The organism is Geobacillus genomosp. 3, assembly GCF_000445995.2.
Taxonomy (GTDB): Bacteria; Bacillota; Bacilli; order Bacillales; family Anoxybacillaceae; genus Geobacillus.
Genome location: NC_022080.4, coordinates 2368511 through 2392783 on the forward strand (window position 1 = coordinate 2368511; position 24273 = coordinate 2392783).

At 51.5% G+C, this 24273-nt stretch carries 29 protein-coding genes; 8 read left to right on the forward strand and 21 right to left on the reverse strand.

Features of this window, described 5'->3' with window-relative positions:
• Nucleotide 1: 1 nt before the first annotated feature.
• The 3 genes from M493_RS11785 to rpmG are packed head-to-tail and all read right to left on the reverse strand — an operon-like array spanning nt 2 to nt 1542.
• Nucleotides 2–778: a DUF92 domain-containing protein gene (locus M493_RS11785; protein ID WP_020960582.1), complete on the reverse strand. Its 777-nt coding sequence runs from the start codon at nt 776–778 to the stop codon at nt 2–4.
• Entirely contained in the window at nt 768–1337 is a 570-nt protein-coding gene (locus M493_RS11790; protein WP_020960583.1) for a 5-formyltetrahydrofolate cyclo-ligase, read from the reverse strand. Before M493_RS11790 ends, M493_RS11785 begins: the two co-directional genes overlap by 11 nt.
• 55 nt (nt 1338–1392) lie before the next feature.
• On the reverse strand, nt 1393–1542 hold the full coding sequence (gene rpmG / locus M493_RS11795) for a 50S ribosomal protein L33 (RefSeq protein WP_008879868.1): 150 nt from the start codon (nt 1540–1542) through the stop codon (nt 1393–1395).
• A 151-nt stretch (nt 1543–1693) separates the two neighbouring features.
• Here rpmG and M493_RS11800 point away from each other — a divergent pair, with 151 nt between their 5' ends.
• Together M493_RS11800 and M493_RS11805 are read left to right on the forward strand one after the other, a co-directional pair.
• A complete protein-coding gene (locus M493_RS11800) occupies nt 1694–2044 on the forward strand; it encodes a sigma factor-like helix-turn-helix DNA-binding protein (protein WP_020960584.1) in 351 nt (116 codons plus the stop codon).
• Nucleotides 2041–2481, forward strand: a complete 441-nt coding sequence (locus tag M493_RS11805) for an endolytic transglycosylase MltG (RefSeq protein ID WP_020960585.1) — start codon at nt 2041–2043, stop codon at nt 2479–2481. Before M493_RS11800 ends, M493_RS11805 begins: the two co-directional genes overlap by 4 nt.
• Nucleotides 2482–2525: 44 nt before the next feature.
• On the opposite strand, the gene phoU is transcribed toward M493_RS11805, so the two are convergent.
• The 8 genes from phoU to sodA form a co-directional block, all read right to left on the reverse strand.
• The gene (gene phoU, locus M493_RS11810) at nt 2526–3179 is read right to left on the reverse strand and encodes a phosphate signaling complex protein PhoU (RefSeq protein ID WP_020960586.1); all 654 of its coding nucleotides are present in this window, start codon (nt 3177–3179) and stop codon (nt 2526–2528) included.
• Between the two features lie 23 nt (nt 3180–3202).
• A complete protein-coding gene (pstB, locus tag M493_RS11815) occupies nt 3203–4045 on the reverse strand; it encodes a phosphate ABC transporter ATP-binding protein PstB (RefSeq protein WP_020960587.1) in 843 nt (280 codons plus the stop codon).
• A gap of 38 nt (nt 4046–4083) precedes the next feature.
• Complete coding sequence (gene pstA / locus M493_RS11820) at nt 4084–4965, reverse strand: phosphate ABC transporter permease PstA (RefSeq protein WP_020960588.1); 882 nt, start codon at nt 4963–4965, stop codon at nt 4084–4086.
• A 5-nt stretch (nt 4966–4970) separates the two neighbouring features.
• The gene (gene pstC, locus M493_RS11825) at nt 4971–5921 is read right to left on the reverse strand and encodes a phosphate ABC transporter permease subunit PstC (protein ID WP_020960589.1); all 951 of its coding nucleotides are present in this window, start codon (nt 5919–5921) and stop codon (nt 4971–4973) included.
• Nucleotides 5922–6004: 83 nt separating this feature from the next.
• Nucleotides 6005–6970: a PstS family phosphate ABC transporter substrate-binding protein gene (locus M493_RS11830; RefSeq protein WP_020960590.1), complete on the reverse strand. Its 966-nt coding sequence runs from the start codon at nt 6968–6970 to the stop codon at nt 6005–6007.
• Nucleotides 6971–7193: 223 nt separating this feature from the next.
• On the reverse strand, nt 7194–9305 hold the full coding sequence (locus M493_RS11835; protein WP_020960591.1) for a peptidoglycan D,D-transpeptidase FtsI family protein: 2112 nt from the start codon (nt 9303–9305) through the stop codon (nt 7194–7196).
• A 78-nt stretch (nt 9306–9383) separates the two neighbouring features.
• Entirely contained in the window at nt 9384–10676 is a 1293-nt protein-coding gene (locus M493_RS11840) for an MFS transporter (protein WP_020960592.1), read from the reverse strand.
• Between the two features lie 105 nt (nt 10677–10781).
• A complete protein-coding gene (gene sodA, locus M493_RS11845) occupies nt 10782–11396 on the reverse strand; it encodes a superoxide dismutase SodA (protein WP_020960593.1) in 615 nt (204 codons plus the stop codon).
• Nucleotides 11397–11584: 188 nt separating this feature from the next.
• Between sodA and M493_RS11855 the strand changes: the two genes are divergently transcribed.
• A complete protein-coding gene (locus M493_RS11855) occupies nt 11585–12349 on the forward strand; it encodes a DUF1189 domain-containing protein (protein WP_020960594.1) in 765 nt (254 codons plus the stop codon).
• A gap of 38 nt (nt 12350–12387) precedes the next feature.
• Here M493_RS11855 and M493_RS11860 read toward each other — a convergent pair whose 3' ends face one another.
• From M493_RS11860 to M493_RS11870, 3 genes are all read right to left on the reverse strand, one after another.
• Nucleotides 12388–13545 carry a methyl-accepting chemotaxis protein gene (locus M493_RS11860; protein WP_235183434.1) on the reverse strand — a complete coding sequence of 386 codons (1158 nt, stop codon included), beginning with the start codon at nt 13543–13545 and terminating at the stop codon, nt 12388–12390.
• Nucleotides 13546–13669: 124 nt separating this feature from the next.
• Nucleotides 13670–14548 (reverse strand): IS982 family transposase, encoded by an 879-nt coding sequence (locus tag M493_RS11865; protein ID WP_011230510.1) that lies wholly within the window; start codon nt 14546–14548, stop codon nt 13670–13672.
• A 67-nt stretch (nt 14549–14615) separates the two neighbouring features.
• Complete coding sequence (locus tag M493_RS11870; RefSeq protein ID WP_023817690.1) at nt 14616–15071, reverse strand: hypothetical protein; 456 nt, start codon at nt 15069–15071, stop codon at nt 14616–14618.
• A gap of 132 nt (nt 15072–15203) precedes the next feature.
• Here M493_RS11870 and M493_RS11875 point away from each other — a divergent pair, with 132 nt between their 5' ends.
• Together M493_RS11875 and ispG are read left to right on the forward strand one after the other, a co-directional pair.
• Nucleotides 15204–15515, forward strand: coding sequence for a LysM peptidoglycan-binding domain-containing protein (locus M493_RS11875; RefSeq protein ID WP_020960595.1), 312 nt, complete (start codon nt 15204–15206; stop codon nt 15513–15515).
• An 83-nt stretch (nt 15516–15598) separates the two neighbouring features.
• On the forward strand, nt 15599–16723 hold the full coding sequence (gene ispG, locus M493_RS11880; RefSeq protein WP_020960596.1) for a flavodoxin-dependent (E)-4-hydroxy-3-methylbut-2-enyl-diphosphate synthase: 1125 nt from the start codon (nt 15599–15601) through the stop codon (nt 16721–16723).
• Between the two features lie 67 nt (nt 16724–16790).
• On the opposite strand, the gene M493_RS11885 is transcribed toward ispG, so the two are convergent.
• Nucleotides 16791–17138, reverse strand: coding sequence for a hypothetical protein (locus M493_RS11885; RefSeq protein WP_020960597.1), 348 nt, complete (start codon nt 17136–17138; stop codon nt 16791–16793).
• 98 nt (nt 17139–17236) lie between these two features.
• Between M493_RS11885 and M493_RS11890 the strand changes: the two genes are divergently transcribed.
• Nucleotides 17237–17803 carry a nucleotidase gene (locus M493_RS11890; RefSeq protein ID WP_020960598.1) on the forward strand — a complete coding sequence of 189 codons (567 nt, stop codon included), beginning with the start codon at nt 17237–17239 and terminating at the stop codon, nt 17801–17803.
• Nucleotides 17804–17818: 15 nt separating this feature from the next.
• On the opposite strand, the gene M493_RS11895 is transcribed toward M493_RS11890, so the two are convergent.
• From M493_RS11895 to M493_RS11910, 4 genes are all read right to left on the reverse strand, one after another.
• Nucleotides 17819–18244, reverse strand: a complete 426-nt coding sequence (locus M493_RS11895; protein WP_020960599.1) for a Fur family transcriptional regulator — start codon at nt 18242–18244, stop codon at nt 17819–17821.
• A gap of 2 nt (nt 18245–18246) precedes the next feature.
• On the reverse strand, nt 18247–19083 hold the full coding sequence (locus M493_RS11900; RefSeq protein WP_020960600.1) for a metal ABC transporter permease: 837 nt from the start codon (nt 19081–19083) through the stop codon (nt 18247–18249).
• A gap of 39 nt (nt 19084–19122) precedes the next feature.
• Complete coding sequence (locus tag M493_RS11905) at nt 19123–19878, reverse strand: metal ABC transporter ATP-binding protein (RefSeq protein ID WP_020960601.1); 756 nt, start codon at nt 19876–19878, stop codon at nt 19123–19125.
• Nucleotides 19879–19960: 82 nt separating this feature from the next.
• Nucleotides 19961–20842 (reverse strand): YitT family protein, encoded by an 882-nt coding sequence (locus M493_RS11910; protein WP_020960602.1) that lies wholly within the window; start codon nt 20840–20842, stop codon nt 19961–19963.
• A gap of 97 nt (nt 20843–20939) precedes the next feature.
• On the opposite strand from M493_RS11910, the gene M493_RS11915 reads away from it, so the two are divergent.
• A complete protein-coding gene (locus tag M493_RS11915) occupies nt 20940–21200 on the forward strand; it encodes a DUF2624 domain-containing protein (protein WP_020960603.1) in 261 nt (86 codons plus the stop codon).
• Between the two features lie 19 nt (nt 21201–21219).
• Here the strand turns inward: M493_RS11915 and M493_RS11920 are convergent, their stop codons facing one another.
• Entirely contained in the window at nt 21220–22119 is a 900-nt protein-coding gene (locus tag M493_RS11920) for a deoxyribonuclease IV (protein ID WP_020960604.1), read from the reverse strand.
• A 37-nt stretch (nt 22120–22156) separates the two neighbouring features.
• Nucleotides 22157–23467, reverse strand: coding sequence for a DEAD/DEAH box helicase (locus M493_RS11925; protein ID WP_020960605.1), 1311 nt, complete (start codon nt 23465–23467; stop codon nt 22157–22159).
• 184 nt (nt 23468–23651) lie between these two features.
• Here M493_RS11925 and vrrA point away from each other — a divergent pair, with 184 nt between their 5' ends.
• Nucleotides 23652–24191, forward strand: coding sequence for a VrrA/YqfQ family protein (vrrA, locus tag M493_RS11930; protein WP_041267967.1), 540 nt, complete (start codon nt 23652–23654; stop codon nt 24189–24191).
• Nucleotides 24192–24273: the final 82 nt, after the last annotated feature.

Consider the following 24273-nt stretch of genomic DNA (forward strand, 5'->3'; position numbering starts at 1 on the left):
GTCAGCGTGCCAACACGAACGCAGCGGCAAGCACCGCACCGGCGATCGACAAAGCGTTGACCGCATCGTTATCAAGCCAGCGCCATCCTTTTACATGGATCGTCGTTCGTCCGCAATGCCATTTCCGCTCTGTAGCTGCCCCACATGCCGGACAGCGGTAAACGGATTGCCAGGCGGCGCCAAGCCATGTGTCCAACCAGCTGCCAAGCCAGCCGAACAGCGCAAGGGCTGACACCGGAGCAGCGTCAAGGAAGTGCGCGCCGGCGGCGGCGATCAATAGCGCCCCGGCAAGGGAAGCGGCCGTGCCAAGGAGCGTCACCGCCCCCGACGTGCCAGCTTCCACCGGCCGGAAACTCGGCCATGCCCGCGGCGGCCGTCGGCTCAAGGAGCCGATTTCCGACGCCCACGTGTCGGCGTTCGCTGCGGCGACAGCGACAACGAAAAGTGCATGCCAGGCAGGGTCAGGGCGAAACAACGCCAACAGCGCCAAAACGGCCGGCACCCCGCCGTTGGCGAACACTTGGACGGCATCACGCCCCCCGCTTTTCGCCAATTTTTCCGCCATCGCTGCTTTTTTCCGCTTCCCAACGTTGCTAAAGGCGCTGGAACTGGCAAAAAAGAGTCCGAACACCCATAATCCGCCCCAAGAAAAACCGCACCCGACCAGCGTGCCGATGACAACGGCTGCCGCCGCCCCTGAGGCGGACAGCGACCGCGACAACCATCCGCCGCCAGCCGCGATGGCCGAAACAGCAGCATACCCCCATTCATCGCCCACAATGAATGACTCCTTGATCGGTAATGATAAACCCTACCGGCACATCATGCTCCTCGACCGGAATATCGTCTACAACTTGAAACGAATAAGCAAGTGCCGCCGTCACTGCCGCACTCCCCGGCAAATATCGGTCGTAATACCCGCCCCCATAACCGATTCGGTAGCCGTTTTTGGTGAAACATACCCCCGGAACGATAATGAGATCAAACTCATCACGGCCGATTGCCACTGTTTGTTCTTCGATCGGCTCGAGCAGTCCGGCATACGCTTTCTCTAGTTGAGTGAACGACTGAATTTGCCGGAACGTCATCGTTTTCGTCAGCGGATTGCATTTTGGCACACCAACTTTTTTTCCTTCCCGCCAAGCTTGTTCGATGATCGGCACAGTATCCACTTCTGTCTCTCTCGCCACCGTGATGGCGATCACTTGCGCCTTTTGCCATTGCGGCCACTCGTATAAATACGCAGCGATTCGCCGGTCGTATGCCTGCTTTTCAGCACGTGAAAGGTGTCGAAGACGATCAAGCATACGACGGCGCAGTTCCCGTTTGTCATCCATCGTTCTCCCTCCTTCAACATAAAGACAAAAGCAGCAGGAATGACCTTCCTACTGCTTACTTCGTTTCGCGGTGCAACGTAACTTTGCGGTCCCGCGGGCAATATTTTTTCAGTTCGAGACGCTCTGGATTGTTGCGTTTATTTTTGGACGAAATGTAATTGCGTTCGCCACATTCCGTGCATGCCAATGTAATGTTCACGCGCATCTTTTTTCCCTCCAAACGTGCTTTATATAATCAGACCTTTCTATGATAGCATTTTTTCGCGGTGATTTCCACCTCTAAATTTCATCTTTTTCAATAAGACCGGCCACAAACATAGATCGATATGATATAGTGAAAGGGGGAGGGATGGACGATGGTAGAATACGCAATCATCGCTTTGGCAGCCTTATCAATTGTTTTGCTCATCATCTCGTTTTTTGCCAAAGACGAACTAAAACCGCTCGAAGAACAAATCGACCAGTTGACCGTTTCGTTGGCACAAGAAACGTACCAAATGAAAAAGCGACTGCAAGTCATCGAAGAGGAGCTGCTCATCCCCGAGCGCCGACGGCCGGCTTCACCCCGCCGCGGCGGAGCATTGTCGCCCACTGATCGGCGCGTCTTGTTTTTACATAAACAAGGGTTTCCGCTCGATGAAATCGCGCAAGAAACCGGCTTGACCGTTCCCGAAGTCGAGCGGGCCATAAGGAGATTGCAGCGATGAGAAAGCGGACGATGCGTTCTTTCGCCTTCGGCCTGCTTGTTTCGACGTCGCTCATCGGCACCGCATATTACACGTCCCCGCCGGCCGCACCGACCGAAACGGACGTCGAGGCGTTTCTTGAACAACATGGACTCGTCGCCGTCGCCAAGGACGAATACGACAAGCTCCTAAACGCCCAGTCGAAAGCACCGGCCGAACAACCGTCCAAGCAATCGGTGCAAACCGTTTATGTGTATCGCCTTGTCATTGAAAAAGGAGACACGCCAGAAGCGTTTGCCAAAGAGCTTGAGGCGGCCGGCATCATCCAAAGCGCTCGATCATTCAATGATTACTTGAAACAGCATGGGCTGACGCGTTCGATCCGCCCCGGTACTTACAACGTGCGCAGCGATATGGATTTTGCGGCAATCAGCCGCCTGATTGCCCGCCCATCATGAGACGAAAGGAGGCATCCACCAGGACGCCTCCTTAGTTTAGATCGTCAGTCGTTCAAATCGTAATGCTTCCCTTTGACAAGGTAAACGAGATGCTCGGCAATGTTGGTCGCATGATCCGCCATCCGCTCAATATACCGGGCGACAAGGGCAAGCACGTTCATTTGCGCCAGCGCCCCTTTATCTGTTTTCTCCATCTCAAGCAACGATCTCATCATCTCCCCATACTGCTCATCCACCCGGTGGTCCATATCGGCAATTTTTGCAGCCAGCGACGCATCTTCCTGATCGTACGCCGTCATGGCCGCTGATACCATGTCTGCCGCCAATTGATGCATCGATACTAGCGGACGGATATCCATGACAAACGGCTCGCCGCCGATACGGACGCACGCCTTGGCGATATTAACGGCAAAATCGGCGATCCGCTCGATATCGCTCGCGATTTTGATTGCGGCGATGACGCGGCGCAAATCGGTCGCGACCGGCTGCTGTTTCGCAATGAGCCACAACGCGAAGTCGTTCACTTCTTCTTCGAGCTTGTCAATGAAACCGTCTCCGTCAATGACGGCCATCGCCAAATGTTTGTTTTGCGTTTGAAACGCGTCAATCGCCTGTTGCAGCGCCACTTCCGTTAACCGCCCCATCTCGATCAGCTTGTCGTGCAGCGCCCGTAAATCATCAGCAAACTTTTCACGCATTCCAGGCTTGCCTCCTTTGTTTTTTATCCGAAACGGCCGGTAATGTAATCTTCTGTACGCCGGTCGGCCGGATTGGAAAACAACTTGTTCGTCTCCGCATATTCAATCACTTCCCCGTTCAAGAAAAACGCCGTTTTGTCGGAAATGCGGGCCGCCTGCTGCATGTTATGGGTCACGATAATGATGCTGTATTGTTTTTTCAACTCTTGAATAAGCTCCTCAATTTTCAACGTCGAAATCGGGTCGAGCGCCGACGTCGGCTCATCCATTAAAATAACGTCCGGCTCAATCGCCAAACAGCGGGCGATGCACAATCGCTGCTGCTGCCCGCCTGATAAACCGTAGGCATGATCGCGAAGCCGGTCTTTCACCTCATCCCAAAGCGCCGCCCCGCGCAAACTTTTTTCGACAATATCATCGAGCACTTTTTTATTGCGGATGCCATGAATGCGGGGACCGTACGCAATATTGTCGTAAATCGACTTCGGGAACGGATTCGGCTTTTGAAACACCATGCCGACTTGTGTTCGCAGTTGTTCAACCGGGTAGGACGGATCAAAAATGTTGCGTCCGCGGTAGGCGAGCTGGCCGGCAACGCGAACATTCGGCACGAGTTCGACCATTCGGTTCAACGTTTTAATATAAGTCGATTTTCCGCACCCTGACGGCCCGATAATCGCCGTCACCTCATTTTCATAAATCGTTAAATGAATGTGCTTCAGCGCATGATGTTCACCGTACCATAAGTTTAAATCTTTTGTCTCGTATACAACGCCTTTTGCCGTAACGTCCTCGGCCGTCGGCGTTGCCGCAGCCGATTCGACCAACGGCGAAAGCTTCGTTTCCTTTGTCTTTGTTGCCATCATCTGATCGGTCTCCTTTCGCTCTTTCCCGGATTTTTACGTTAAAATCGCTTTTGAAACTTGTTGCGAATCAATACCGCGACCGAATTCATCAAAATTAAAAAGACGAGCAAGACGACAATCCCGGCAGCCGCCACATGCTGAAACTCCTCTTGCGGCCGTCCTGTCCAGTTGTAAATTTGCAGCGGCATGACAGTAAACGTATCGAGCACGCTGCTTGGCAAATAGGCGATAAACGTCGGGATGCCGAGCACCACAAGCGGGGCTGTCTCCCCAATGGCGCGGGAAAGCGCCAAAATGGCCCCCGTCAGCATCCCCGGCAGCGCCGCCGGCAGCACTACCCGGCAAATCGTTTGCCATTTCGTCGCCCCCATGGCATACGAAGCCTCTCTCAATTGCTGGGGAACTGCACGGATCGCTTCTTGGGCTGCGACGACGATCACCGGAAGAACGAGCAAGCTCATCGTCAACCCGGCCGCCAAGATGCTGCGTCCGAGCCCAAGCTCACGGACAAAAACCGTGAGCCCCAACAAGCCGAACACGATCGACGGCACGCCAGCTAAATTGGAAATATTCGTTTGGATAAACGCGGTGAAGCGGTTTTTGCGCGCATATTCTTCCAAGTAAATTGCCGTCCCGACTCCTAAAATAAAGGAAACCGGTGCGACAATCATCATCAGCCAAAGGGAACCAACCAGTCCGGATTTAATCCCAGCTTCCTCCGGACGGCGCGAAGGAAAGCTGTTTAAGAAATCGCCATCGAGCCAGCCGATCGCCTGAATGATGACGCGGGATAATAATAACGCGAGAACAATGAGTCCAAAAATCGTAGCAACAAAAAAAATGGCTTGCAAGACGGCGTTTTGCGCCAGCCTTCCTTTCATTCGCTTCCAAACGAGCGGTTTGTCCAACTTGTTTTCCATGGTGTTCAATACTCCTCCCTCAACCGGTGGGAAATGTATTGCGCCAATATATTCATCAGCAGCGTGAAAATAAAGAGCGTCATCCCGACAGCGTAAATGCTGTAATAAATCGTCGTCCCATAGCCGGCGTCGCCGGTTGTCACCTGAACGATGTAAGCGGTCAATGTTTGAATCGATTGCGTAACATCAAACGTAAACTCCGGCGATGATCCGCCGGCCACCGCGACGATCATCGTTTCACCGACCGCCCGGGAAATGCCTAAAATAAACGAAGCAATCACCCCGGAAGCGGCGGCAGGAAGCACGACCTTAAGCGCCACTTCGAGCTTTGTCGCACCAAGGGCCAAGGCGCCTTCGCGAATGGAATTCGGGACCGCGCTCATCGCATCCTCCGACAGCGAGGCGATCATCGGGATGATCATAACCCCCATCACGAGCCCCGGGCTGAGCGCATTAAAAATATCGAGATCCGGAATGACGTTTTGCAATAACGGCGTCACGATCGTCAACGCAAAAAATCCGTACACGATCGTCGGAATGCCGGCCAACACTTCCAATGCCGGCTTAATGATGCGACGTGTCCGCTCCGATGCGTACTCGCTTAAGTAAATCGCTGAAGCAAGTCCGATCGGCACCGCGATCAACATCGCGATCCCCGTCGTCAACAACGTGCCGGTGACAAGCGGGGCGACTCCGAACGATCCTTGTTCCTCGTTCCAAGGAAGCCATTCTTTGCTCGTCACAAATTCGATGATCGACACACGGCGGAAAAATTCGATCGTTTCAAAAAGAAGGGTGAATAAAATCCCGAGTGTCACGAGCACCGAGAGCGCCGCCAATACAAAAAGGAGTTTCGGTGCAAGCTTTTCCATCCTTTTCGGCCAACGCTGCCGTTTTTGGTTTTCTTCAATCATCTTCCGAACCGAAAGCAGTTGCTCCTTCTTCGGAATGCTCATCATGCAAACCCCTTTCCGTCATCCTCCGACTCCTGTCACACGTATAGGCCGACAGGCAAAGCGAACCGTCGGCCTAGGCAAGCTTATTTCAATCCAGCCAATGTTTCCAATTGTTCTTTGTATTTATCCTCCGGCAAGCGGACGTAACCAACTTCTTCCGCCAAATCTCCGGCCGTTTCAAGCAAAAACTCCATATAGTCATACACTTGCGGTTTTTCTTTCAACGATTTGACGTTCACATACGTAAACAGCGGCCGCGAAAGCGGAGTGTACTTCCCGGTTTCAATCGTCTCGTTTGTCGGCTCGACTGGACCGTTGCCGCCATCAATCGGTACGACTTTCAGCTTATCTTTATTTTCAAGATAGTACGCATAGCCGAAATAGCCGATCGCATATTTGTCGCCTTCCACTCCGCGGACGAGGATGTTGTCATCCTCTGACAGCTGAGCCGTTTTCACGATCTCTTTCCCTTCCAAAATGACTTCATCAAAGTAGTCAAACGTTCCAGAGTCATGGCCTGGTGAGAAGAACTTGATTTCCTCATCCGGCCATTCCGGGCGGATATCCGACCATTTTTTCACGGTGCCATCTTCCGTCCACATTTTTTTCAACTCGTCAACCGTCAAATAGTCGACCCAGTCGTTTTCTTTATTGACAATGACAGAAAGACCGTCATAGGCAAGCTGAAACTCTTGGAACTCAATACCGTTGTCAGCAGCTGCCTGTTTTTCTTCCTCTTTGATTGGACGAGAGGCGTTGGAAAAATCGGTTTCCCCCTTCGTGAACTTTTCAAATCCGCCGCCCGTTCCAGAAACACCGACAGAGACTTTGACGTTTGGCTGTTCCATCATATATTCTTCAGCGGCCGCTTCCGCAATCGGAAAAACCGTCGAGGAACCGTCCATGATCACTTCGCCCGACAGTTCTTTCGCTGCGGACCCACCGTCCGCCTCATTTTCCTGCGCTCCATTTCCTCCACCACAGGCGGCAACGATCATCATCGTTCCGCCAAGTATACCCGACAACATCAGTCGTTTCCATTTGCTCATCTCTTTTCCCCCCGACCGTTTCGTTTTCTCTTACATGTCCTATCATAAATGGACGCTGTTAATAAGGTTTAAACGGAATGTTAAGATTGTGTAAACTCCAGCCTGACTGTTTTCACTCTCAGCATCCGTCCCTCCTTTTGCATCAATGACGTTTCCCGTCTTTGAAAAATAAAAAAGCTGATTCGATAGAAGAGGCTTCCTCTATCAAATCAGCTTCAGTTCATCAAGATTGTTCTGTTGCTTCAGTACCGTCGGCTGACGGTTGAACAGGCTCTTCGGCCATTCGCTTCGCCTTCAATTCAAAATAGGCGTCCAAAATACGGCGGCCGATCCGGTTGTTAATGCCGTCGCTGTCCCCTTGCGTTGCCCACGGCACCACAACGGCAAACGACACTTGCGGATCGTTGTACGGCGCATACCCGACAAGCGTCAAATTGTAGGTCGGGTCATTGCGCCGGCTTTTGATCGGCCCGTCGTAAAACGCTTCAGCCGTGCCCGTTTTTCCGGCTGGCTTGTACGGGGCGCCGGCGAAATACGCATACGCCGTCCCGCCCGGCTCTTGCATGACGCGGCGGAATCCTTCCTGCACGCGCTCAATGTATTCCGTCTTCATATCGACGCGGTTTAAGACGACCGGTTCGAACCGTTTGACGACCCGGCCAGGCTCTTTTCCGTCAATGGACGGCTCGCGAATTTCTTTGACGAGCTGCGGCTTCATCCGGTAGCCGCCGTTGGCGATCGTCGAGACGTATTGCGCCAGCTGCATCGGCGTATACATGTCGTACTGGCCGATCGCCAAGTCAAGCAAAAATCCGCCGCGCGTGCTTTGCCCTTGGAAGCCGCCGAGTTCATTCGGCAAGTCAATGCCCGTTTTGACGCCCAAGCCGAATTGGCTGAAATAGTGGCGCATCGTTGCAAACGCCGCCGGATTGATGTTGAGCGGCTCACGCGGGCGGTATGTGCCGCCGCCAATGGCAATGGCGGTTTTAAACATGTACACGTTCGACGACTGTTTCAACGCCGTCAGTTCATTGATCGTCCCCATCGTTTTCCACGATTTTTTCACCGGAGTCCCTTTGATATACAACGGCTCGTCCTTGATATACGTATTTGGATGGAGCACTCCCGTTTGAAAACCGGTGAGGATGGTCGCCCCTTTCACCGCCGACCCCATCGCATAAGCGGACGTAATGTTGCCGATCGCAAAGTCGACAAACTCGCCATCGCGAAGCAGTTTGCCGGCCATCGCCAACACTTCGCCCGTTTTCGGATTCATCATGACGACAAACGCCCGGTCCAAGAGCGGCGAACGGCCTTTGCGCTTTGTCGCCAAAATTTCTTGCTGGATGATTTGCTCGACCTTTTGTTGCAGTTCGGCATCGATCGTCAGCACAAGGTCTTTGCCGCGCTCACCCGGATACACTTCCTCAACCGCCACGACATGGCCTGACTTGTCAACAACGTTTTTGATCTTCGCCTTTTTGCCGTGCAGCACTTCCTCATACTGCATCTCCAAATAGCTTTTGCCGACGCGGTCGTTGCGGCTGTAGTCGCGAGCCAAAAAGTAGTCGAGCCGCTCACGCGGGACACCTTCATCTTCATCGGTCACACTGCCGAGCACGGAGCGGAACGTGTTGTCATAAACGTACTTCCGGTCCCAGTCAACGGTCGTGTTGACCCCGGGAAGTTCGCTTAAATGTTCGCTGACGACCGCATATTCACGGTCGGTCACTCCTTTGCTTTTGACCGTCTGCGGCGTCAGCGCATAGCCGCTCTCCATTTCATGCTTAATGGCAATGACTTCAATCTCCCGCTTGGAGATTTGTGCCAAGTCTTCCTCTGTGATGCGGTCAAGCGTCCATTCGTACACTTTTTTGTCAATCTCTTTTTGCGTCAATCCTTGGTCGGCCAACCGCTTTTTTTCCCGTTCGCTCACCTTTTTTTTCGCCTCATCCGGACGAGTCAAAATCCAATAATCTTTCATATCGCGTTCCGTCACTTTTTCTTCTGCATCCGGAATATCGATATATCGGGCGAGCTTTCTGGCCACTTCCAATATTTCTTCCGGCTGCGTCGTTTTGGAACGCGTATACGTAATCGCCTTTTGCGGTGTGTTGTCGACGATCACCCGGCCCGACCGATCATAAATTTTGCCGCGCGGCACCGGCGTGCTGACAATCTCATCTTGCGTCCGCTCGACTTCGCGCCGGTAATCTTCTCCGTACACGATTTGCACGACCCCAAGGCGCAAAATGAGCGCCGAAAACAACAAGAAGACAAAGAAAAACAAAATGTTTAAACGGATCGGCACTTGCGCCCGCTTTTTCCGCTTCATCCCCCGGTCCTCCTTTCTCTCTCCCTTATTGTAAAAGAAAAAGGTGGGCATGGCTAGGGAAAAACATGAGCAGCCCTTTTATGCCGACGGGCCGCCCCGTTCGCCGGCCAGTTTTGGCCGGAATAGGAGCGGCTCCCGCCGATCCCGCTCCGGACGGCCATCTGTGAAGCGAATGTGGCGGACGAACCAGTAAATCACTAAATGCCCGGCTCCACACACAAACATGAGTACACGAATGCCAATCTCTTCCCCGAAAAGTGTCAATGCCGCTAAAAAAGCGAAAATCGATACCATCCGCCCGGCGTTTAAAAACAGCTCGCGAACAACAATATACTCAACACGTGCTTCCGCTGATTTCCAGCTCCTCCCAATCACATCGAACGTTAACGATGAGTAAGGAACAAGCAAAATCGGATAGGCAATGGCGATCGTGACGGCATAAAGAAGAAGGCGCGGGTACGACGGGTGAAACACAATTAAAAAAATAGCTGCGTACAGCAAAAGGCCGCCCAATAAAATGGCTTTCATCCGGTATTCCCGCTTCATCAGCCGGGAAACAGCGTAATAGGCAACAAACGATGTAAACGAATTGACAAGCCCGTACTTGCCGAGCGCCCATTCGCTTTTTGAGGTGACATACACCAACACCGAAATAACGAACACAAACGATCCTTCGCGCAATCCTTGAAAAAAGTGGGCGTTCGTAATGAGCCGCCAATTCCGGTTTTCATTCCGTTCCTTTAAAATGCGGAGAAATAAATATTTTCCCGCTGCTGTACGGCGCTTGAGGAAAAAACTAAGCAGCACAGCGATAATAAATAAGCCAAGCGACAGCGAAAAAACGAGCGTATATCCTTTCAGACCCGCGAGCGACGAAATGATATAGCCGGCGGCAATCGGCCCGATCATGCCGGCAGATGACGTGAGCACCCCGAAAAAGCCGTTAAAAAAGTCGCGCGTTTCCGGCTCTGTAATTTCAAACGTCAGCACGTTAAACGCCAGCCAATAAAAACCATAGCCAACACCGAGCAATGCGCCGAGAACGAGCAAATATTGATGGGCGCTAGGGCCGACCAATAAAACGGTGATAAAAAAAACGGCTAAACACGACACACCAAGCCGTAAAATCAAAATGCGGTCGATCTGTTTCGCCAGCCGGCCGGCGAATATAAATGTCAGCGGCTGCATCGTGACGACCGCCAAATTATACAATGCCAAATCGCGGAAATCGCCGGTCTGTTTCCATAAATAAATGTTGACAAACGTATTGGACAGCGACACAGCAAGCGCATAAAACCCACCGATGCAAAGAAGCAGCAGCAAATCGCGGCTCACCCGTTCTTGGCCAGTCAATTTTTCGAATAATGACATCGTAAACTCCCCTTTTCGTCTATCCGGTAGTGTGGCCATTTCTGCCGCCGCTATGCACCCGGCATCAGCAAAAAGCGGGGCGATCGATTCGCCCCGCTTCATCCATTATTTCGCTTTTGCTTCACTGTAGCGTTTCGCCACTTCGTCCCAATTGACAACGTTCCAGAACGCGGCAATGTATTCCGGACGACGGTTTTGGTATTTCAAGTAGTACGCATGCTCCCAAACATCCAATCCAAGGATCGGTGTTTTGCCTTCCATGATCGGCGAATCTTGGTTCGGCGTGCTTGTGATTTCCAACTCGCCATTGTTGACGACAAGCCACGCCCAACCGGAACCGAAACGGCCGGCCGCCGCTTTTGAAAATTCGTCTTTAAACGCGGCAAAGCTGCCGAATTTTTGGTTGATGGCATCAGCGAGTTCGCCTGTCGGCTCGCCGCCGCCGTTTGGCGACAAAATCGTCCAGAAAAGCGAATGGTTCGCATGGCCGCCGCCGTTGTTGCGCACCGCTGTACGGATGCTTTCCGGAAGGGCTTCCAAATTGCTGAGCAATTCTTCGAGCGATTTGTTTTGCAAATCCGCCTGCCCTTCGAGCGCCGCATTCAAATTCGTCACATATGTGTTATGGTGCTTCGTGTGATGGATGTTCATCGTTTCTTTATCGATGTGCGGCTCCAAGGCATCATACGCATACGGTAATGCCGGCAATTCAAATGGCATCCAAATCTCCTCCTTTTATCCTCATTATGTAAGCGGGCGCTGACCACCCGTCCAAAATTAGCTTACCAAAATTACCACAATGTTTCAATGTATTTGCTTGCCTGCTGGTTTCCAAAAAACGCTCAAAGTTGAATTCCGTTGACGCCGCATATACAATGGAAATGGAGAAAAAGAAAGGTGTGTCCATGATGAATGTATTCACCCAAATTTGGAAAAGTTTGTACTCCCCCAAAGATATTGCCCGCTTCCGCTTTCAAGGAATCGGCAAAACGATCGGCTATGTGTTTTTACTTACATTTTTATCCATCCTTCCAACCTTGTCCTATGCTTCCGTATCGCTCGTTGAAGGTGTCCGCACAACAGGCGCCTTGTTGCGCGACGACTTGCCGCCTTTTTCGATTGAAAACGGCGAGCTTCGCTCAGCGGCGGCTGAACCGATCCATATTGACCAAGGCGGGTTTACGATCATTTTTGACAGCACGGGTGAAGTGACGAGAGAAGAAGTGGAACGGTTTCCGAACGCCATCGCGTTGTTGAAAAATGAAGCGGTGCTCGTTGCCAGCCACCAGGCGCAACATTACAGCTATGCCGCATTTCCAGATGTGGTCATTACTGACGAAGACGTGCGTGCGTTTATCACCAGCTTGCAGTCGCTTCTGCCGGTGCTCATTCCGCTTTTTGGGCTCGTGTTATACGTGCTCGCATGTGCAGGAAAATTTATTAGTGTGTGCCTGCTCGCTTTTTTCGGCCTTATTTTTGCCGGCATGTTGGACAAAAAGCTTCGCTACCGTCATACATGGATCATGTCAGCCTATGGCATTACGTTATCGACCGTCTTTTTTGCTTTGATGGAAGCCGTCCAAACGATCGTGCCATACGGCATGTTTATTCATTGGTTCGTTTCGCTCGCCGTTCTCTTTTTGGCGGTGAAGGAAGTTCCTGCCTCAGCCTAGCGAAACAGCTAGCCGCCAAGGAGTTCCTTGGCGGCTTTTTATCCGGCCGTTTCAAACTGTTTCACGCTTTGCCTCAACGTTTGGCCGAGCTCAATAAGCTCAAGCCCGATTCGATACATCGCCTTCATATCTGTTGTTTGTGTGTGGGAAGAATGAAGCATCTGTTCAGCGCTTGCCAATGTTTGTTGGGCCGTTGATACGAACGAAATGGTTGCCTGTTCCATCGGAGGAACCGAATTTGCCAACTCTCCCATATGTCGTTTCATACCCTCGATCTTCTCTGTCACAACTGCAATCTCCCTTAGCAATTCCTCGAGGGAACATTTCGAGCGGTACGCTGTCTGCATATACGTAGAAAAACGTTCGGAAACGAGCATGCCTTGCTTCGTTGTCGCGATGATGACATCGACCATCTCTTCCGTTGTTTTCGCAATCGACTCAACCGCTTTTCCTGATTGCTCCGCTAACCGCCTTATTTCTTTCGCCACGACAGCAAACCCTTTTCCATCTTCTCCTGCTCTCGCCGCTTCAATCGTTGCGTTCAAAGAAAGATATTTCGTTTGCTCGGCGATCGTGCGAATCACTTGCACGATGTTGGCAACGGACGATGAGTAGCTCTCAACCTTTTTGACGGCGCCGGCCATTTGGGCAATTTCCTGCTCGAGTGCCTGAATGGACTGCGTCAGTTGCTTAATTTGTCTTCCCCCTTCCAAAGCAGCCGTATTCATATGTTGGGAGCTTTCTTGGATCATCTCCATCTGGTCAGTGACTTGCACCATATCCTCTTTCATTCGCTGAAAGAAAGTAATCGTTGCGTCTGAAGAAGATGCCGTTTCCGCAGCACCGCTTTTCACCATTCCGACTGCTTCCATTAATTCCTGATTACTCTCCACTGTCTTTTTAGATACTGTTTTTAATTGCTCGCCTTTATCCGAAAGCTGTTCTGTTGTAACCGATATGCGATAAATCATCTCCCGCATATTGCGAACCATCTGTTGGAAACTGGCGGACAACGATTGAATTTCCCGGGTGCGGGAAATGATGGACAGGTCGCTGCTCAAATCTCCATTCGCCACCTTTTTCATCGCTCGCTGAAGGCTGACGATAGGTGCTATCACCGTTCGGACAAACGCGATGATGACCAATGAGGCCGCACATGCGCTGATCAATGTTGCCGCCAAAATAAAAACAGCCATTTGGCGCACAGCCGTCATGTATGAACTTGTAGGCACAGCAATAACATAGATTCCTTTTAATTCCTGTATATTCCGGTAAACAAGTGTATAATCTTTTCCATTTACCCGTGGTGCTAGTTGAGCTTTAGCGCTCAACTAGCCCAAGTGTAACCAGGGAATAAGCTAACAATATACCGTCTAGTGCCACTTCAAATCCGATAATCGAATTGGCTCGGATCCCCGTGATGCGATAGTGGTCAACCAGAACCGAGAACACCGTCTCGATCACTTTGCGTTTTTGTTGGATCCACTGCTCCCATGTCTCAGACGCACGATGTTTCTGGTTTTTTCGAGACGGAGTCCAAAGCGCCATTTGGTATTCTTCGTACAGCCTTTTTTGCAAGTCACGGCTAATAAATCCTTTGTCCCCAAAGTTATACGGGTGGGGAATTTGGGTCATCACGCTTTCGGCTGCGATTCGATCGTGGCAAGATGCTTCCGTCACCACATACCCCATTGGCAGCCCTTGATCGGTCACTTGAAGGTGCAGCTTCAACCCGTAGTACCATTGCTTTTTGGAAGCGCAATACCCGATGTCGGCGATCTCTTGAAACCGTTTGACGCGATGCATTCTTGCCGTATGGCACAATGGGAGCGGCAAGCTGTCCACGACGGCATAGGCATGATGTTGGCCGCGTTTTGCCAACTCATGGCGGATCCATTTGATAGCGAAGCCAAGCGCCCGGCAGCGGCGGTTATACCGGGAACGTTCGAGAAACGAGCCGTTTGTGAACAAATTTCCCGTGACAAAACGATGCCACGCCCGTTCAGAAGTAAAACCGAGCAGCTTTCCTAAAAGATGAATGGCGATGATGACAGCGTCCTCTTGCTTGACCAAATGGCGATTTCGACGATGAAGATGCACCTGAATGCATGAAAGTTGAGCAGAAACAAAAACGAAAATGGCGGCATATTGCTTTTGAATCTTGGCCCGATCTGTAGTAAAATGAAAGTGCTCTTGCATAGGGATCCTCCTTTTTAATGGTTGGTTGCACTTTCATTTTAAGGGGATCCTCATGCAAGGGCTATTTTTATGCTTGTTTGAGTTTATCTAGCACCACGGGTTTTCCATTTATAACGGCATAGGAAATCCCATTTCTTTTCTTTTTCATATGTTCGGTGAGCGTCTCCGGAAGCAAAAGCTGTGAGCGCCGGCTTATGTAGAATGGGCGAACCGTTTCAGCAACGAGAAAAAATTCAGCCGGCACCCCATCTTGCATCAATTCGGCTTGTTGCTTGCGGACGCCCTCGTTCACCCGCTCCATAAACTGTTCTTGATCCCCTATGTACATAAATAAAAGGTTTTGCACCAGTTCATACATCATATCCGTTTCCCGCTCAAGGCGTTGCTCAATCGCTTGCATTGTCTCCTTTTTGGCTTTCGCATACGATACTGCGCCAACCAGTCCAACTGAGATGGCTACAATGCCGACAAATAAAATGATTAACTGGTTTTGCAACTTCATCTCTCTTCGTGTTTTTTTCATGCTCGTCCCCCTCCTTCTCCCATTATGTCGGCCAACTATTAAGCCCGTGTAAATACTTTGTAATTTTTTTGAATTGTTCTCATATTTCACGCGGACAAGCATACATTTCATAAAAAAAGCGGTGGAGGAATCATGAAAAAGTGGCTGCTTGTTTGCATAGCTGTCCTTGTCGGCTATATCGCCTACCGGGATCTGACAACTGGAACACTTCCGGCGTCATCGGAGCCGCTGATCGCTGAAGAAGGGATCAGCAGTCCCACGTACAAGACGGTCAAAATCAAAGCCGGAGACACGCTTTTGTCCATCGCCGAACGTGAACAGCAAGGACCGCTTCCCGTGCCGATCGAAACGTTGATCCGCGACTTTGAAAAGCTGAATCCCGGCACAAAGGCAACCGCCTTGCAAATTGGAAAAGTATATAAAATCCCGACATATAAAAAATAAGCGTAGTGTATTTCTTGTCAATGCATTGTCACTATTGATAAACTTAGGGCAGAACAGCATTTGGTTTAAAGGAGCGAATGTTCGTGGGTGACATAATCCATCGTTCAAAAACGCGGCCCGTCCGCGTCGGTCCGCTGACGATCGGCGGCAGCAATGAAGTGATTATCCAAAGCATGACGACGACGAAGACGCACGATGTCGAGGCGACCGTAGCCCAAATTCACCGGCTTGAAGAAGCGGGCTGCCAAATTGTCCGGGTCGCCTGCCCGGACGAGCGGGCGGCTGATGCCATACCAGAGATTAAAAAACGAATTAACATCCCGCTTGTCGCCGACATTCATTTTGACTATAAATTGGCGCTAAAAGCGATCGAGGGGGGCATCGATAAAATTCGCATCAACCCGGGCAATATTGGACGCCGGGAGAAAGTCGAAGCGGTCGTCAAAGCTGCAAAAGAACGTGGCGTACCGATCCGCATCGGCGTGAATGCCGGATCACTTGAGAAACGGATTTTGGAAAAATACGGATACCCGACGGCCGACGGCATGGTCGAAAGCGCCTTATACCATATCCGCATTTTGGAGGAACTCGATTTCCACGATATTATTGTTTCGTTAAAAGCATCTGATGTGCGCCTCGCTATTGAAGCGTACGAAAAAGCGGCGCGCACATTTGACTACCCGCTTCATGTCGGCATTACCGAGGCGGGGACGCTTTTCTCTGGCACGATCAAAAGCGCTGTTGGACTCGGCGCTATTTTAAGCAAAGGGATTGGCAATACGATCCGCGTTTCCTTAAGCGCCGATCCGGTCGAAGAAGTGAAAGTGGCGCGCGAGATTTTAAAAACGTTTGGGCTGTCGTCCAATGCGGCGACGCTCATTTCCTGCCCGACGTGCGGGCGGATTGAAATCGACTTGATCAGCATCGCCAATGAAATCGAGGACTATATCGCCAAAATCAAAGCGCCGATCAAAGTGGCTGTGCTCGGCTGCGCGGTCAATGGCCCGGGCGAAGCGCGCGAAGCCGATATCGGCATTGCCGGCGCCCGCGGTGAAGGCCTGTTGTTTCGCCACGGCAAAATTGTCCGCAAAGTGCCGGAAGAGCAGATGGTCGAAGAACTAAAGAAAGAAGTCGACAAGCTGGCTGAGGAATATGTTGCAAAACAAAAGGAAAAAGAGGCTGCCCTTAAAGGCAGCGCCACAGAGTAAACGAGGGCGCGTCCCGAAGGACGGCTGCAAAAAAGGGCGTCCCCGACTGGGGACACCCTCGCTTTTTTTACGTGTAAAACGGCATAATAAACAGGCGGACGAGAATGGCGATGACGCCGATCCCGATGGCCCATGCCCCGAGCGTTTCCGCTCCGCGCCGGCGTGCGATAAAACCGACAATAATGCCGGCCGCCCCTAACAAAATCGGCCAAATAAACAAGGCGATGATGGACAACGCCAAGGCGAGCCATCCAAGCCCGGCACCGCCAGCGCGTTCTTCGTCCCGCCCATCGCGGCGGCGGATCGGTTCGGCGACCTCCGCCGCTGTTTCTTCCATGAAATTGCGCTCTGGTTCCTCTTTTCCGATCGATTGCACGTACCTTTCGTTATACGTGCGCTCGCGGTCATCTGCCATATGCTTCCCTCGCTTTCCTAAAGTAAGGAGCATTCTTAGTATGGGAAACTGGTGTCATTATTATCAGTGTGAATATTTTCTAAAAGGGGGATGGAACGATGAAGCACCGGCTCGGAATCGACATCGACGGCACGGTTACGTGTCCGAGCACGTTCATTCCGTATTTAAATGAGTCGTTTGGCAAGCAGCTCGCCTTATGCGACATTACGCAGTACAATTTGGCGCCGCTATACGGGGCAACGGAAGAGGAAATGGACCGCTGGATGGAGGAAAATGAAGCGGGCATTTATGAACGCGCTCCCCTGGCCCGCTATGCACTTGAGGTAATCGACAGTTGGAAAGACAAATACGAGCTGTTTTACATCAGCGCCCGCGGCCGCCATTTGTACAAGCTCACCGAGCGTTGGTTTCAGCGACATGGCGTTCATTACCACCATATTGAACTGATCGGTTCCCATGATAAAGTCGCCGCCGTCCGCCGATACAAGCTGGCCGCCTTTTTTGAAGACAAATACGATAACGCTTGCGAGATCGCGGAAACATGCGGCATTCCGGTCCTTTTATTCAACACCCCGTACAATCAAGGCCCGCTGCCGGAGAACGTTATCCGCATTAAAAACTGGCTCGAAGCAAAGCGGGAAATAGAGCGGCGTTTACAGCCATAAAAAACATCTCCCACCTCATAATGGGAGATGTTTTTGGCATTGCGGACACGTGCCGTAAATTTCAAATTTATGGTCGTCAATCTCATAGCCGTCGAGCTGCGCGGCAATCTTGTCCATTGGACATACGTCAATATCCTTTGTTTTCCCACACCGGATGCAAATAAAATGGTGGTGATGGCGGCGGGCATCACAGACAAAGCGGAAATGTTTTTCACCGGACAGCTCGGTCATTTCCAAAATGCCGAGCGCGGCAAAGAGCGATAAATTGCGGTACACGGTGTCAAAGCTTAAGCCCGGATACGTAGGGCGAAGCGCTTCAAGCACCTCTTTCGCGGTCAAGTATTTATCGCGGTCGGCAAACAGCTCAAGCATTTGTTTCCGTTTTTCAGTATATTTAAATCCCTTTTCTTTCATTAACTGCAACGCTTCGCCGATATTCATCACTACCGTCCCCTTTTCCATTTTTTCCATCCCAATACGAGAAGCAAGATGGCAACGGCCAACATGACGATTGTCCCGCCTGGCGCCCAATTGAGCTCGTACGCTGCCAACAGCCCGACGATCACCGCCAGCTCCCCGAAGATAATGGAAAATGCGATCGCCTGTTTAAAACTTTTGGCGATACGAATGCTCGCCGCCACCGGCAGCGTCATGAGCGAAGAAACGAGGAGCACACCGACAATGCGCATCGACGCCGCGATGACGAGAGCGACAAGCACAATGAACAAAAAGTGAATGAACTTGGCGCGAACGCCGGAGACGCGGGCGTACTCTTCATCAAAGGAAAGAAGAAACAGCTCCTTATAAAATGCGAAAATGACGGTGGCGGCAATCACAGCGACAGCGGACGCCGCCCAAACGTCAGTGCTGCTCACAGCGCTGACACTGCCAAACAAATATGAAAACAAATCGGTATTAAATCCGTTAGCGATCGAAATCAAAATGACGCTCAACCCAATGCCGGTCGATAAAATAATCGGAATGGCGAGCTCTTCATAATGACGGTAAACAGCGCGCAACTTCTCAATAAGCAGCGAGCCGACAACGGAAAAGCCCATTCCAATGTAAAGCGGATTCCAACCAGCGGCGGCCGGCATCGATTTCCCAAGCAGCAGCCCGGCGGCGATGCCAGCAAGCGTCACATGACTTAGCGCATCCGCGATGAGCGACAGCCGCCGAACAACGATAAACACCCCGAGCAGCGGCGCGGCAAATCCGGTCAAAATACCGGCCAAAAACGCGTTGCGCAAAAATTCATATTGCCATAAGGCTTCCCACACGTGTCATTCCTCCACAATCAACCGTTTTCGTTTCGTTCGTTAATGCCGGTGGGAGAGAACGTGAAGCGGATGGCCGTAAAACCGGGAAATCGTCTCGTCGCCGAGCTGTTCGAACTCTTCGGCATTTCCATGAAAATAGAGACGTTTGTTTAAGCAGGCGATATGGGTGACGCGTTCTGTAATCGTCCCAATGTCGTGCGTCACGAGCACAAGCGTCAACCCCCGGCGGTTCAAATCGCCAAGCAGCTCATAAAACTCGTGCACATGGCGGGCATCAACGCCGACAGTTGGCTCGTCTAAAATCAACAAATCCGGCTTGCTCGCCAGCGCGCGGGCGATAAACACCCGCTGTTGCTGGCCGCCTGACAACTCGCCGATATTGCGCTTCGCCAAGCCGCGCAAACCAACCGCCTCGAGCGCCGCTTCGACCGCGCGGCGGTCTTCTTTCGTCAACAGGCGGAACAAGCCACGTTTGGCTGTCAGCCCGCTTGCCGCCACTTCCTCGACGGTCGCCGGGAAACCGCGGTTAAAGCTGTTCGCTTTTTGCGACACAAAGCCGATCCGATGCCATGCCCGAAACGACTCGATTGGCTCACCGAACAGCAAAATGCGGCCGCGGTCCGGTTTTAGCAGCCCCAACATACATTTAAGCAGCGTCGACTTTCCCGAGCCATTCGGACCCACCAATCCTAAAAACGCTCCTTTTGGCACGGCCAAATGGACGTGTTCAAGCACTTCCTCTTTCTCGTATCGGAACGATACATCCTCGATTTGCACGACAAGCCTGTTTTCCATGGCCGTTCTCCCCTACTAATTCAGAATCGTTACGATTTATGCTCATGTGCAAGTATAGCCGATCATGCCCATTTTGTAAACCTTAATGAATGGCCGATTTAAAACGAGCGCCGCGCACTTCATGCGTCGCCATAATCGTAATGAATGCACTCGGGTCAATTTCATTCACAATCGATTTTAACTTTGTCACTTCCAGACGCGTCACAACGGCATAAATGATTTCTTTTTGCTCGTCCGTATAGCCGCCTTTGCCAAGCAACTTCGTCGTCCCGCGGCCGAGGCGGTGCAAAATGGCATCAGAAACCTCCTCGTAATGATCGGTGACAATAAAAGCAGCCCGCGTTTCATCAAGCCCTTGGATGACCGCGTCGATCGTTTTGGAAGCAATATAGTACGTCATGACCGAATACATGGCCGGCTCGATCCCAAGCACAAACGCCGCCCAACCGAAAATAAACACGTTGACAAACATGACGAACTCGCCAACGGAAAACGGAATTTTTTTGGTTAATAAAATCCCTAAAATTTCTGTTCCATCCAATGATCCGCCATGGCGAATGATCAACCCGACGCCAAGCCCGAGCGTCAAGCCGCCAAAAACAGTGGCTAAAATCGGCTCGGTCGTCAGCGGAGAAAAATGATGAAGCGCCCGTTCAGCACCCCCGAGGATGACAACGCCTAAAATTGTCGACCACATAAACGTTTTGCCGATGTGTTTGTAGCCGAAATACATAAACGGAGCATTCAAGAGGATGACTAACGTGGCAAAATTGAGCAGCCGCCATTCATCGGGAATTACATAATCAAGAATAAGCGATACGCCGATAATGCCTCCATCGATCATTTTATTTGGAACGAGCAACCGCTCAATAGCAAATGCCGCCAATGCGGCGCCGATGGCGATCATCACCATCCGGTACAATATGCGGTTAAACGGCTCTTTTTTATGCTGTTTTGTCGCCAAACTCCCACCCTTTCCCTTTTACTTTCATTTCCATTATACCATACACCCCTTTTCCGTTCACGTCATATGATGGAACAGAAACAAGGAGGGGGCTGCCATGAACCTTTACCAACAGCTCGTGAAACAAAAGTTAAAAACGATCACCCCGGAAGAACTCGTTGCGTACAGCCAAGATTACGGATTGCCAATTACAGTCAGTCAGGCAAAAAAAATTCTTCATCTCGCTCGAACGAATGACATTAACGTCTTCGACCCGCAAGAGCGGAAAAAATGGGTGCGCGAGCTGGCGAAAATCACCTCGCCGGAAATCGCTAAAAAAGCAAACGAACTGTTTTTAAAATTTGTACAAAAAAAATAAAAAGGGCGGAATGCCCTTTTTATTGCGCGTCAGCCACAATTTTCTCACGCAACTGATCGTCAAACGCCTGTGCCCGAAGCATCGCAATTTCATGCTTGTATGGCGGCTTTTTGTTGTTTTTCTCCTCGCCGACATACGGCGTTTCTAAAATTTTTGGAATATCCTCCAACTGTGGATGATGGACGATATAATTGAGCGCAGCAAACCCGATATGGCCGAAACCGATGTTTTCGTGGCGGTCTTTGCGGCTGCCGCGCGGGTTTTTGCTGTCGTTAATGTGCAGCACTTTCAAGCGCTCAAGACCGATAAGGCGGTCAAATTCGTCAAGCACACCGTCAAAGTCGTTCACAATATCATACCCGGCGTCATGCGTATGGCATGTATCAAAGCAGACGGATAGCTTGTCATTATAGGTGACGCCATCGATAATATGTGCCAGCTCTTCAAACGTGCGCCCGCATTCCGACCCTTTGCCGGCCATCGTTTCAAGCGCGATTTGCACGGTCTGTCCGCGCGTCAGCACTTCGTTCAGCCCGCGGATGATTTGCCGGAGTCCGGCCTCGGCTCCGGCGCCGACATGGGCGCCCGGGTGCAACACAAGTTGTTTCGCCCCGATCGCTTCCGTCCGCTCGATTTCGGCGCGCAAAAAATCAACGCCAAGCGCAAACGTATCGCGGTTTGTCGTGTTTCCAATATTGATGATATACGGGGCGTGAACGACGATCTCCTCAATGCCGTGCGCCGCCATATGTTTTCGCCCGGCTTCGATATTCAGCTCCTCGATCGCTTTGCGTCTCGTGTTTTGCGGCGCCCCGGTGTAAATCATAAACGTATTCGCCCCGTAAGAAACGGCTTCTTCACTGGCAGCAAGCAACATGTTTTTGCCGCTCATCGACACGTGTGAACCGATTTTTAACATTTTCTTCTCTCCCTTTTTCTTTTGTTCAGAGCAAAGGCTACGATTTTTTGAAGCGGTCAAGCCGCTTTTTCTTCCTCTCGAGCTCGGCACGCAGCTTTTTCTTATAGCCCGGCTTCACTTTCTTCGCCTTTTTCAGCCTAGCGACCACCGGTGCCAGTTCATCTTCCTTCTCGCCAGCCCGCTTGCCCCGCCGGTTCCACGGAGGAAGCTCCTTCCATTCGCCGCGCACGAGATCGCGATGAACAAATGAAATCCCCATTTTTTCCAATCTGGCAATCGCGTCTTGATCGCCCGGTTCGTAAATGGTGGCCGCAATGCCGCTATAGCCGGCGCGCGCCGTCCTTCCGGCACGGTGAATATAAAACTGCAAATCATCGGGCAGCTCATAGTTGATGACATGGCTGACCCCTTCGATGTCGATGCCGCGCGCAGCCAAGTCGGTGGCAACCATGTATTGAAACTCGAGCTCGCGAATTTGGTTCATCATCTTTTTTCGCTCGCGCGGGGTCAAATCGCCATGCAGCACACCGACTTTCAGCCCTTGCTCCGCAAGAAGGTCGGCGACTTCATCCGCCCTCTTTCTCGTATTAACGAACACAATAGCTAAATACGGATTGTAGCTGACAAGCACATCGTAAAGGAGCTTGACTTTTTCGCGCCCGCGCAGTGGAATGAGCACATGCTCAATGTTTTCATTCGCCGCTTGTTTCGGCTCAATCTGGACGAATGTCGGGTTTTCCATATATTTTTTCAAAAACGGCTTCAGCTTTTCTGGAATCGTCGCCGAAAAGACGAGCATTTGCAACTCTTTTGGCATTCGAGCGGCAATTTGGTCAACGTCGGTGATGAAGCCCATATCGAGCATTAAATCGGCTTCATCGACGACAAGGGTGCGCGCCGTATGCACATCAAGCGCCTGCTCGCGAATGAAATCGTTAATGCGCCCCGGGGTGCCGATGACAATGTGCGGCTGCACATGGAGCTTTTCGAGCGCTTTTTGCTTATCCGTCCCGCCGATGAAGCAGCGAGCAACAATCGTCCGGTCTTTCGGGCAAAATTTCGTGATCTTTAACGTTTCATGATAAATTTGCGTTGCCAACTCGCGCGTCGGTGCTGTGATGACCGCCTGTACTTCCGCACGCTCCGGGGCGATCTTTTCGATGATTGGCAATAAATAAGCATGTGTTTTTCCCGTCCCGGTTTGCGACTGACCGACCATGCTTTCGCCGCGCAACGCCCCCGGAATGATGCGTTCTTGAATTTCCGTTGGTTTATAAAAACGAAGCGCTTGAATGGCTTCGATGATAAACGGTTGAAACGAAAAACGGGTAAACTGCGTTTCCGCCATTAATCCACAACTCCCTTCTGCATGCGCCGCCTCGTTCGCTTCACCATTATAGCGAATGTCGACGGACGGCTGCAACTAAAGACAAAAACAGCAGGAAAAACCTTTCCCGTCTTGCCCGCATATTTTATGAACGAGGACGATTGTTCATCCACATAACAGAAAGGAGGCAACTGCCATGAGTGCCATGAGATACGGCCGACCCCCGATGATGCCGTCCCCTTTCACCGGCACGCCGCCCGCCCCGTTCGCCCGCATGCCCGCCGGCGTCCCCCGCCCTGGCAGCGGAGGCGGTCTGCTAGCCCGTTTGTTTTCGCGCGGACAGGCGCCGTTCGCCGCTCCGTCCCCGTGGGGATTGCCGCTGTTGCAAAATACGGCAGCCAATGCCACCACGGCGGCGAACACAAGCGGCGGATTCATCGGCATGTTAAATAACGTGCAAAAAATGCTCGGCATTGCGCAAAATGTTATGCCAATGGTGCAACAATATGGTCCGCTCATCCGTAATCTTCCCGCCATGATCCGCATTTTCCGCGAGCTGAAGCCGGCCGATGAAGAAGAGGGGGAAACAAAGCCGGCAAAAAGCGCACCAGCAAAAGAAGCGAAGCAAAAACCGGCCGCGCAGGCAGTCAAAAAGCGCACCGTTCCGCAGGCCAAGCGCGAGGAGCCGCGGGAAAAACAGACGCCGGCCGCGCCGAGACCATCGACTCCGAAACTGTATATCTAGCCTCTCTCCCGCCCTGGCCATGTTTGCCGTTTGGGGCGGATATTCTTTGTCTTCTCCTCTTCTCTCCGATATAATGGAAAGT

What these genes read in the sequence shown, in the direction of transcription:
- M493_RS11790 (WP_020960583.1), bottom strand. Translation starts at nt 1,337, where the DNA reads ATGGATGACAAACGGGAACTGCGCCGTCGTATGCTTGATCGTCTTCGA.
- rpmG (WP_008879868.1), bottom strand. Translation starts at nt 1,542, where the DNA reads ATGCGCGTGAACATTACATTGGCATGCACGGAATGTGGCGAACGCAAT.
- M493_RS11800 (WP_020960584.1), top strand. Translation starts at nt 1,694, where the DNA reads ATGGTAGAATACGCAATCATCGCTTTGGCAGCCTTATCAATTGTTTTG.
- M493_RS11805 (WP_020960585.1), top strand. Translation starts at nt 2,041, where the DNA reads ATGAGAAAGCGGACGATGCGTTCTTTCGCCTTCGGCCTGCTTGTTTCG.
- phoU (WP_020960586.1), bottom strand. Translation starts at nt 3,179, where the DNA reads ATGCGTGAAAAGTTTGCTGATGATTTACGGGCGCTGCACGACAAGCTG.
- pstB (WP_020960587.1), bottom strand. Translation starts at nt 4,045, where the DNA reads ATGATGGCAACAAAGACAAAGGAAACGAAGCTTTCGCCGTTGGTCGAA.
- pstA (WP_020960588.1), bottom strand. Translation starts at nt 4,965, where the DNA reads ATGGAAAACAAGTTGGACAAACCGCTCGTTTGGAAGCGAATGAAAGGA.
- pstC (WP_020960589.1), bottom strand. Translation starts at nt 5,921, where the DNA reads ATGAGCATTCCGAAGAAGGAGCAACTGCTTTCGGTTCGGAAGATGATT.
- M493_RS11830 (WP_020960590.1), bottom strand. Translation starts at nt 6,970, where the DNA reads ATGAGCAAATGGAAACGACTGATGTTGTCGGGTATACTTGGCGGAACG.
- M493_RS11835 (WP_020960591.1), bottom strand. Translation starts at nt 9,305, where the DNA reads ATGAAGCGGAAAAAGCGGGCGCAAGTGCCGATCCGTTTAAACATTTTG.
- M493_RS11840 (WP_020960592.1), bottom strand. Translation starts at nt 10,676, where the DNA reads ATGTCATTATTCGAAAAATTGACTGGCCAAGAACGGGTGAGCCGCGAT.
- sodA (WP_020960593.1), bottom strand. Translation starts at nt 11,396, where the DNA reads ATGCCATTTGAATTGCCGGCATTACCGTATGCGTATGATGCCTTGGAG.
- M493_RS11855 (WP_020960594.1), top strand. Translation starts at nt 11,585, where the DNA reads ATGAATGTATTCACCCAAATTTGGAAAAGTTTGTACTCCCCCAAAGAT.
- M493_RS11860 (WP_235183434.1), bottom strand. Translation starts at nt 13,545, where the DNA reads ATGGCTGTTTTTATTTTGGCGGCAACATTGATCAGCGCATGTGCGGCC.
- M493_RS11865 (WP_011230510.1), bottom strand. Translation starts at nt 14,548, where the DNA reads ATGCAAGAGCACTTTCATTTTACTACAGATCGGGCCAAGATTCAAAAG.
- M493_RS11870 (WP_023817690.1), bottom strand. Translation starts at nt 15,071, where the DNA reads ATGAAAAAAACACGAAGAGAGATGAAGTTGCAAAACCAGTTAATCATT.
- M493_RS11875 (WP_020960595.1), top strand. Translation starts at nt 15,204, where the DNA reads ATGAAAAAGTGGCTGCTTGTTTGCATAGCTGTCCTTGTCGGCTATATC.
- M493_RS11885 (WP_020960597.1), bottom strand. Translation starts at nt 17,138, where the DNA reads ATGGCAGATGACCGCGAGCGCACGTATAACGAAAGGTACGTGCAATCG.
- M493_RS11890 (WP_020960598.1), top strand. Translation starts at nt 17,237, where the DNA reads ATGAAGCACCGGCTCGGAATCGACATCGACGGCACGGTTACGTGTCCG.
- M493_RS11895 (WP_020960599.1), bottom strand. Translation starts at nt 18,244, where the DNA reads ATGAATATCGGCGAAGCGTTGCAGTTAATGAAAGAAAAGGGATTTAAA.
- M493_RS11905 (WP_020960601.1), bottom strand. Translation starts at nt 19,878, where the DNA reads ATGGAAAACAGGCTTGTCGTGCAAATCGAGGATGTATCGTTCCGATAC.
- M493_RS11915 (WP_020960603.1), top strand. Translation starts at nt 20,940, where the DNA reads ATGAACCTTTACCAACAGCTCGTGAAACAAAAGTTAAAAACGATCACC.
- M493_RS11920 (WP_020960604.1), bottom strand. Translation starts at nt 22,119, where the DNA reads ATGTTAAAAATCGGTTCACACGTGTCGATGAGCGGCAAAAACATGTTG.
- M493_RS11925 (WP_020960605.1), bottom strand. Translation starts at nt 23,467, where the DNA reads ATGGCGGAAACGCAGTTTACCCGTTTTTCGTTTCAACCGTTTATCATC.
- vrrA (WP_041267967.1), top strand. Translation starts at nt 23,652, where the DNA reads ATGAGATACGGCCGACCCCCGATGATGCCGTCCCCTTTCACCGGCACG.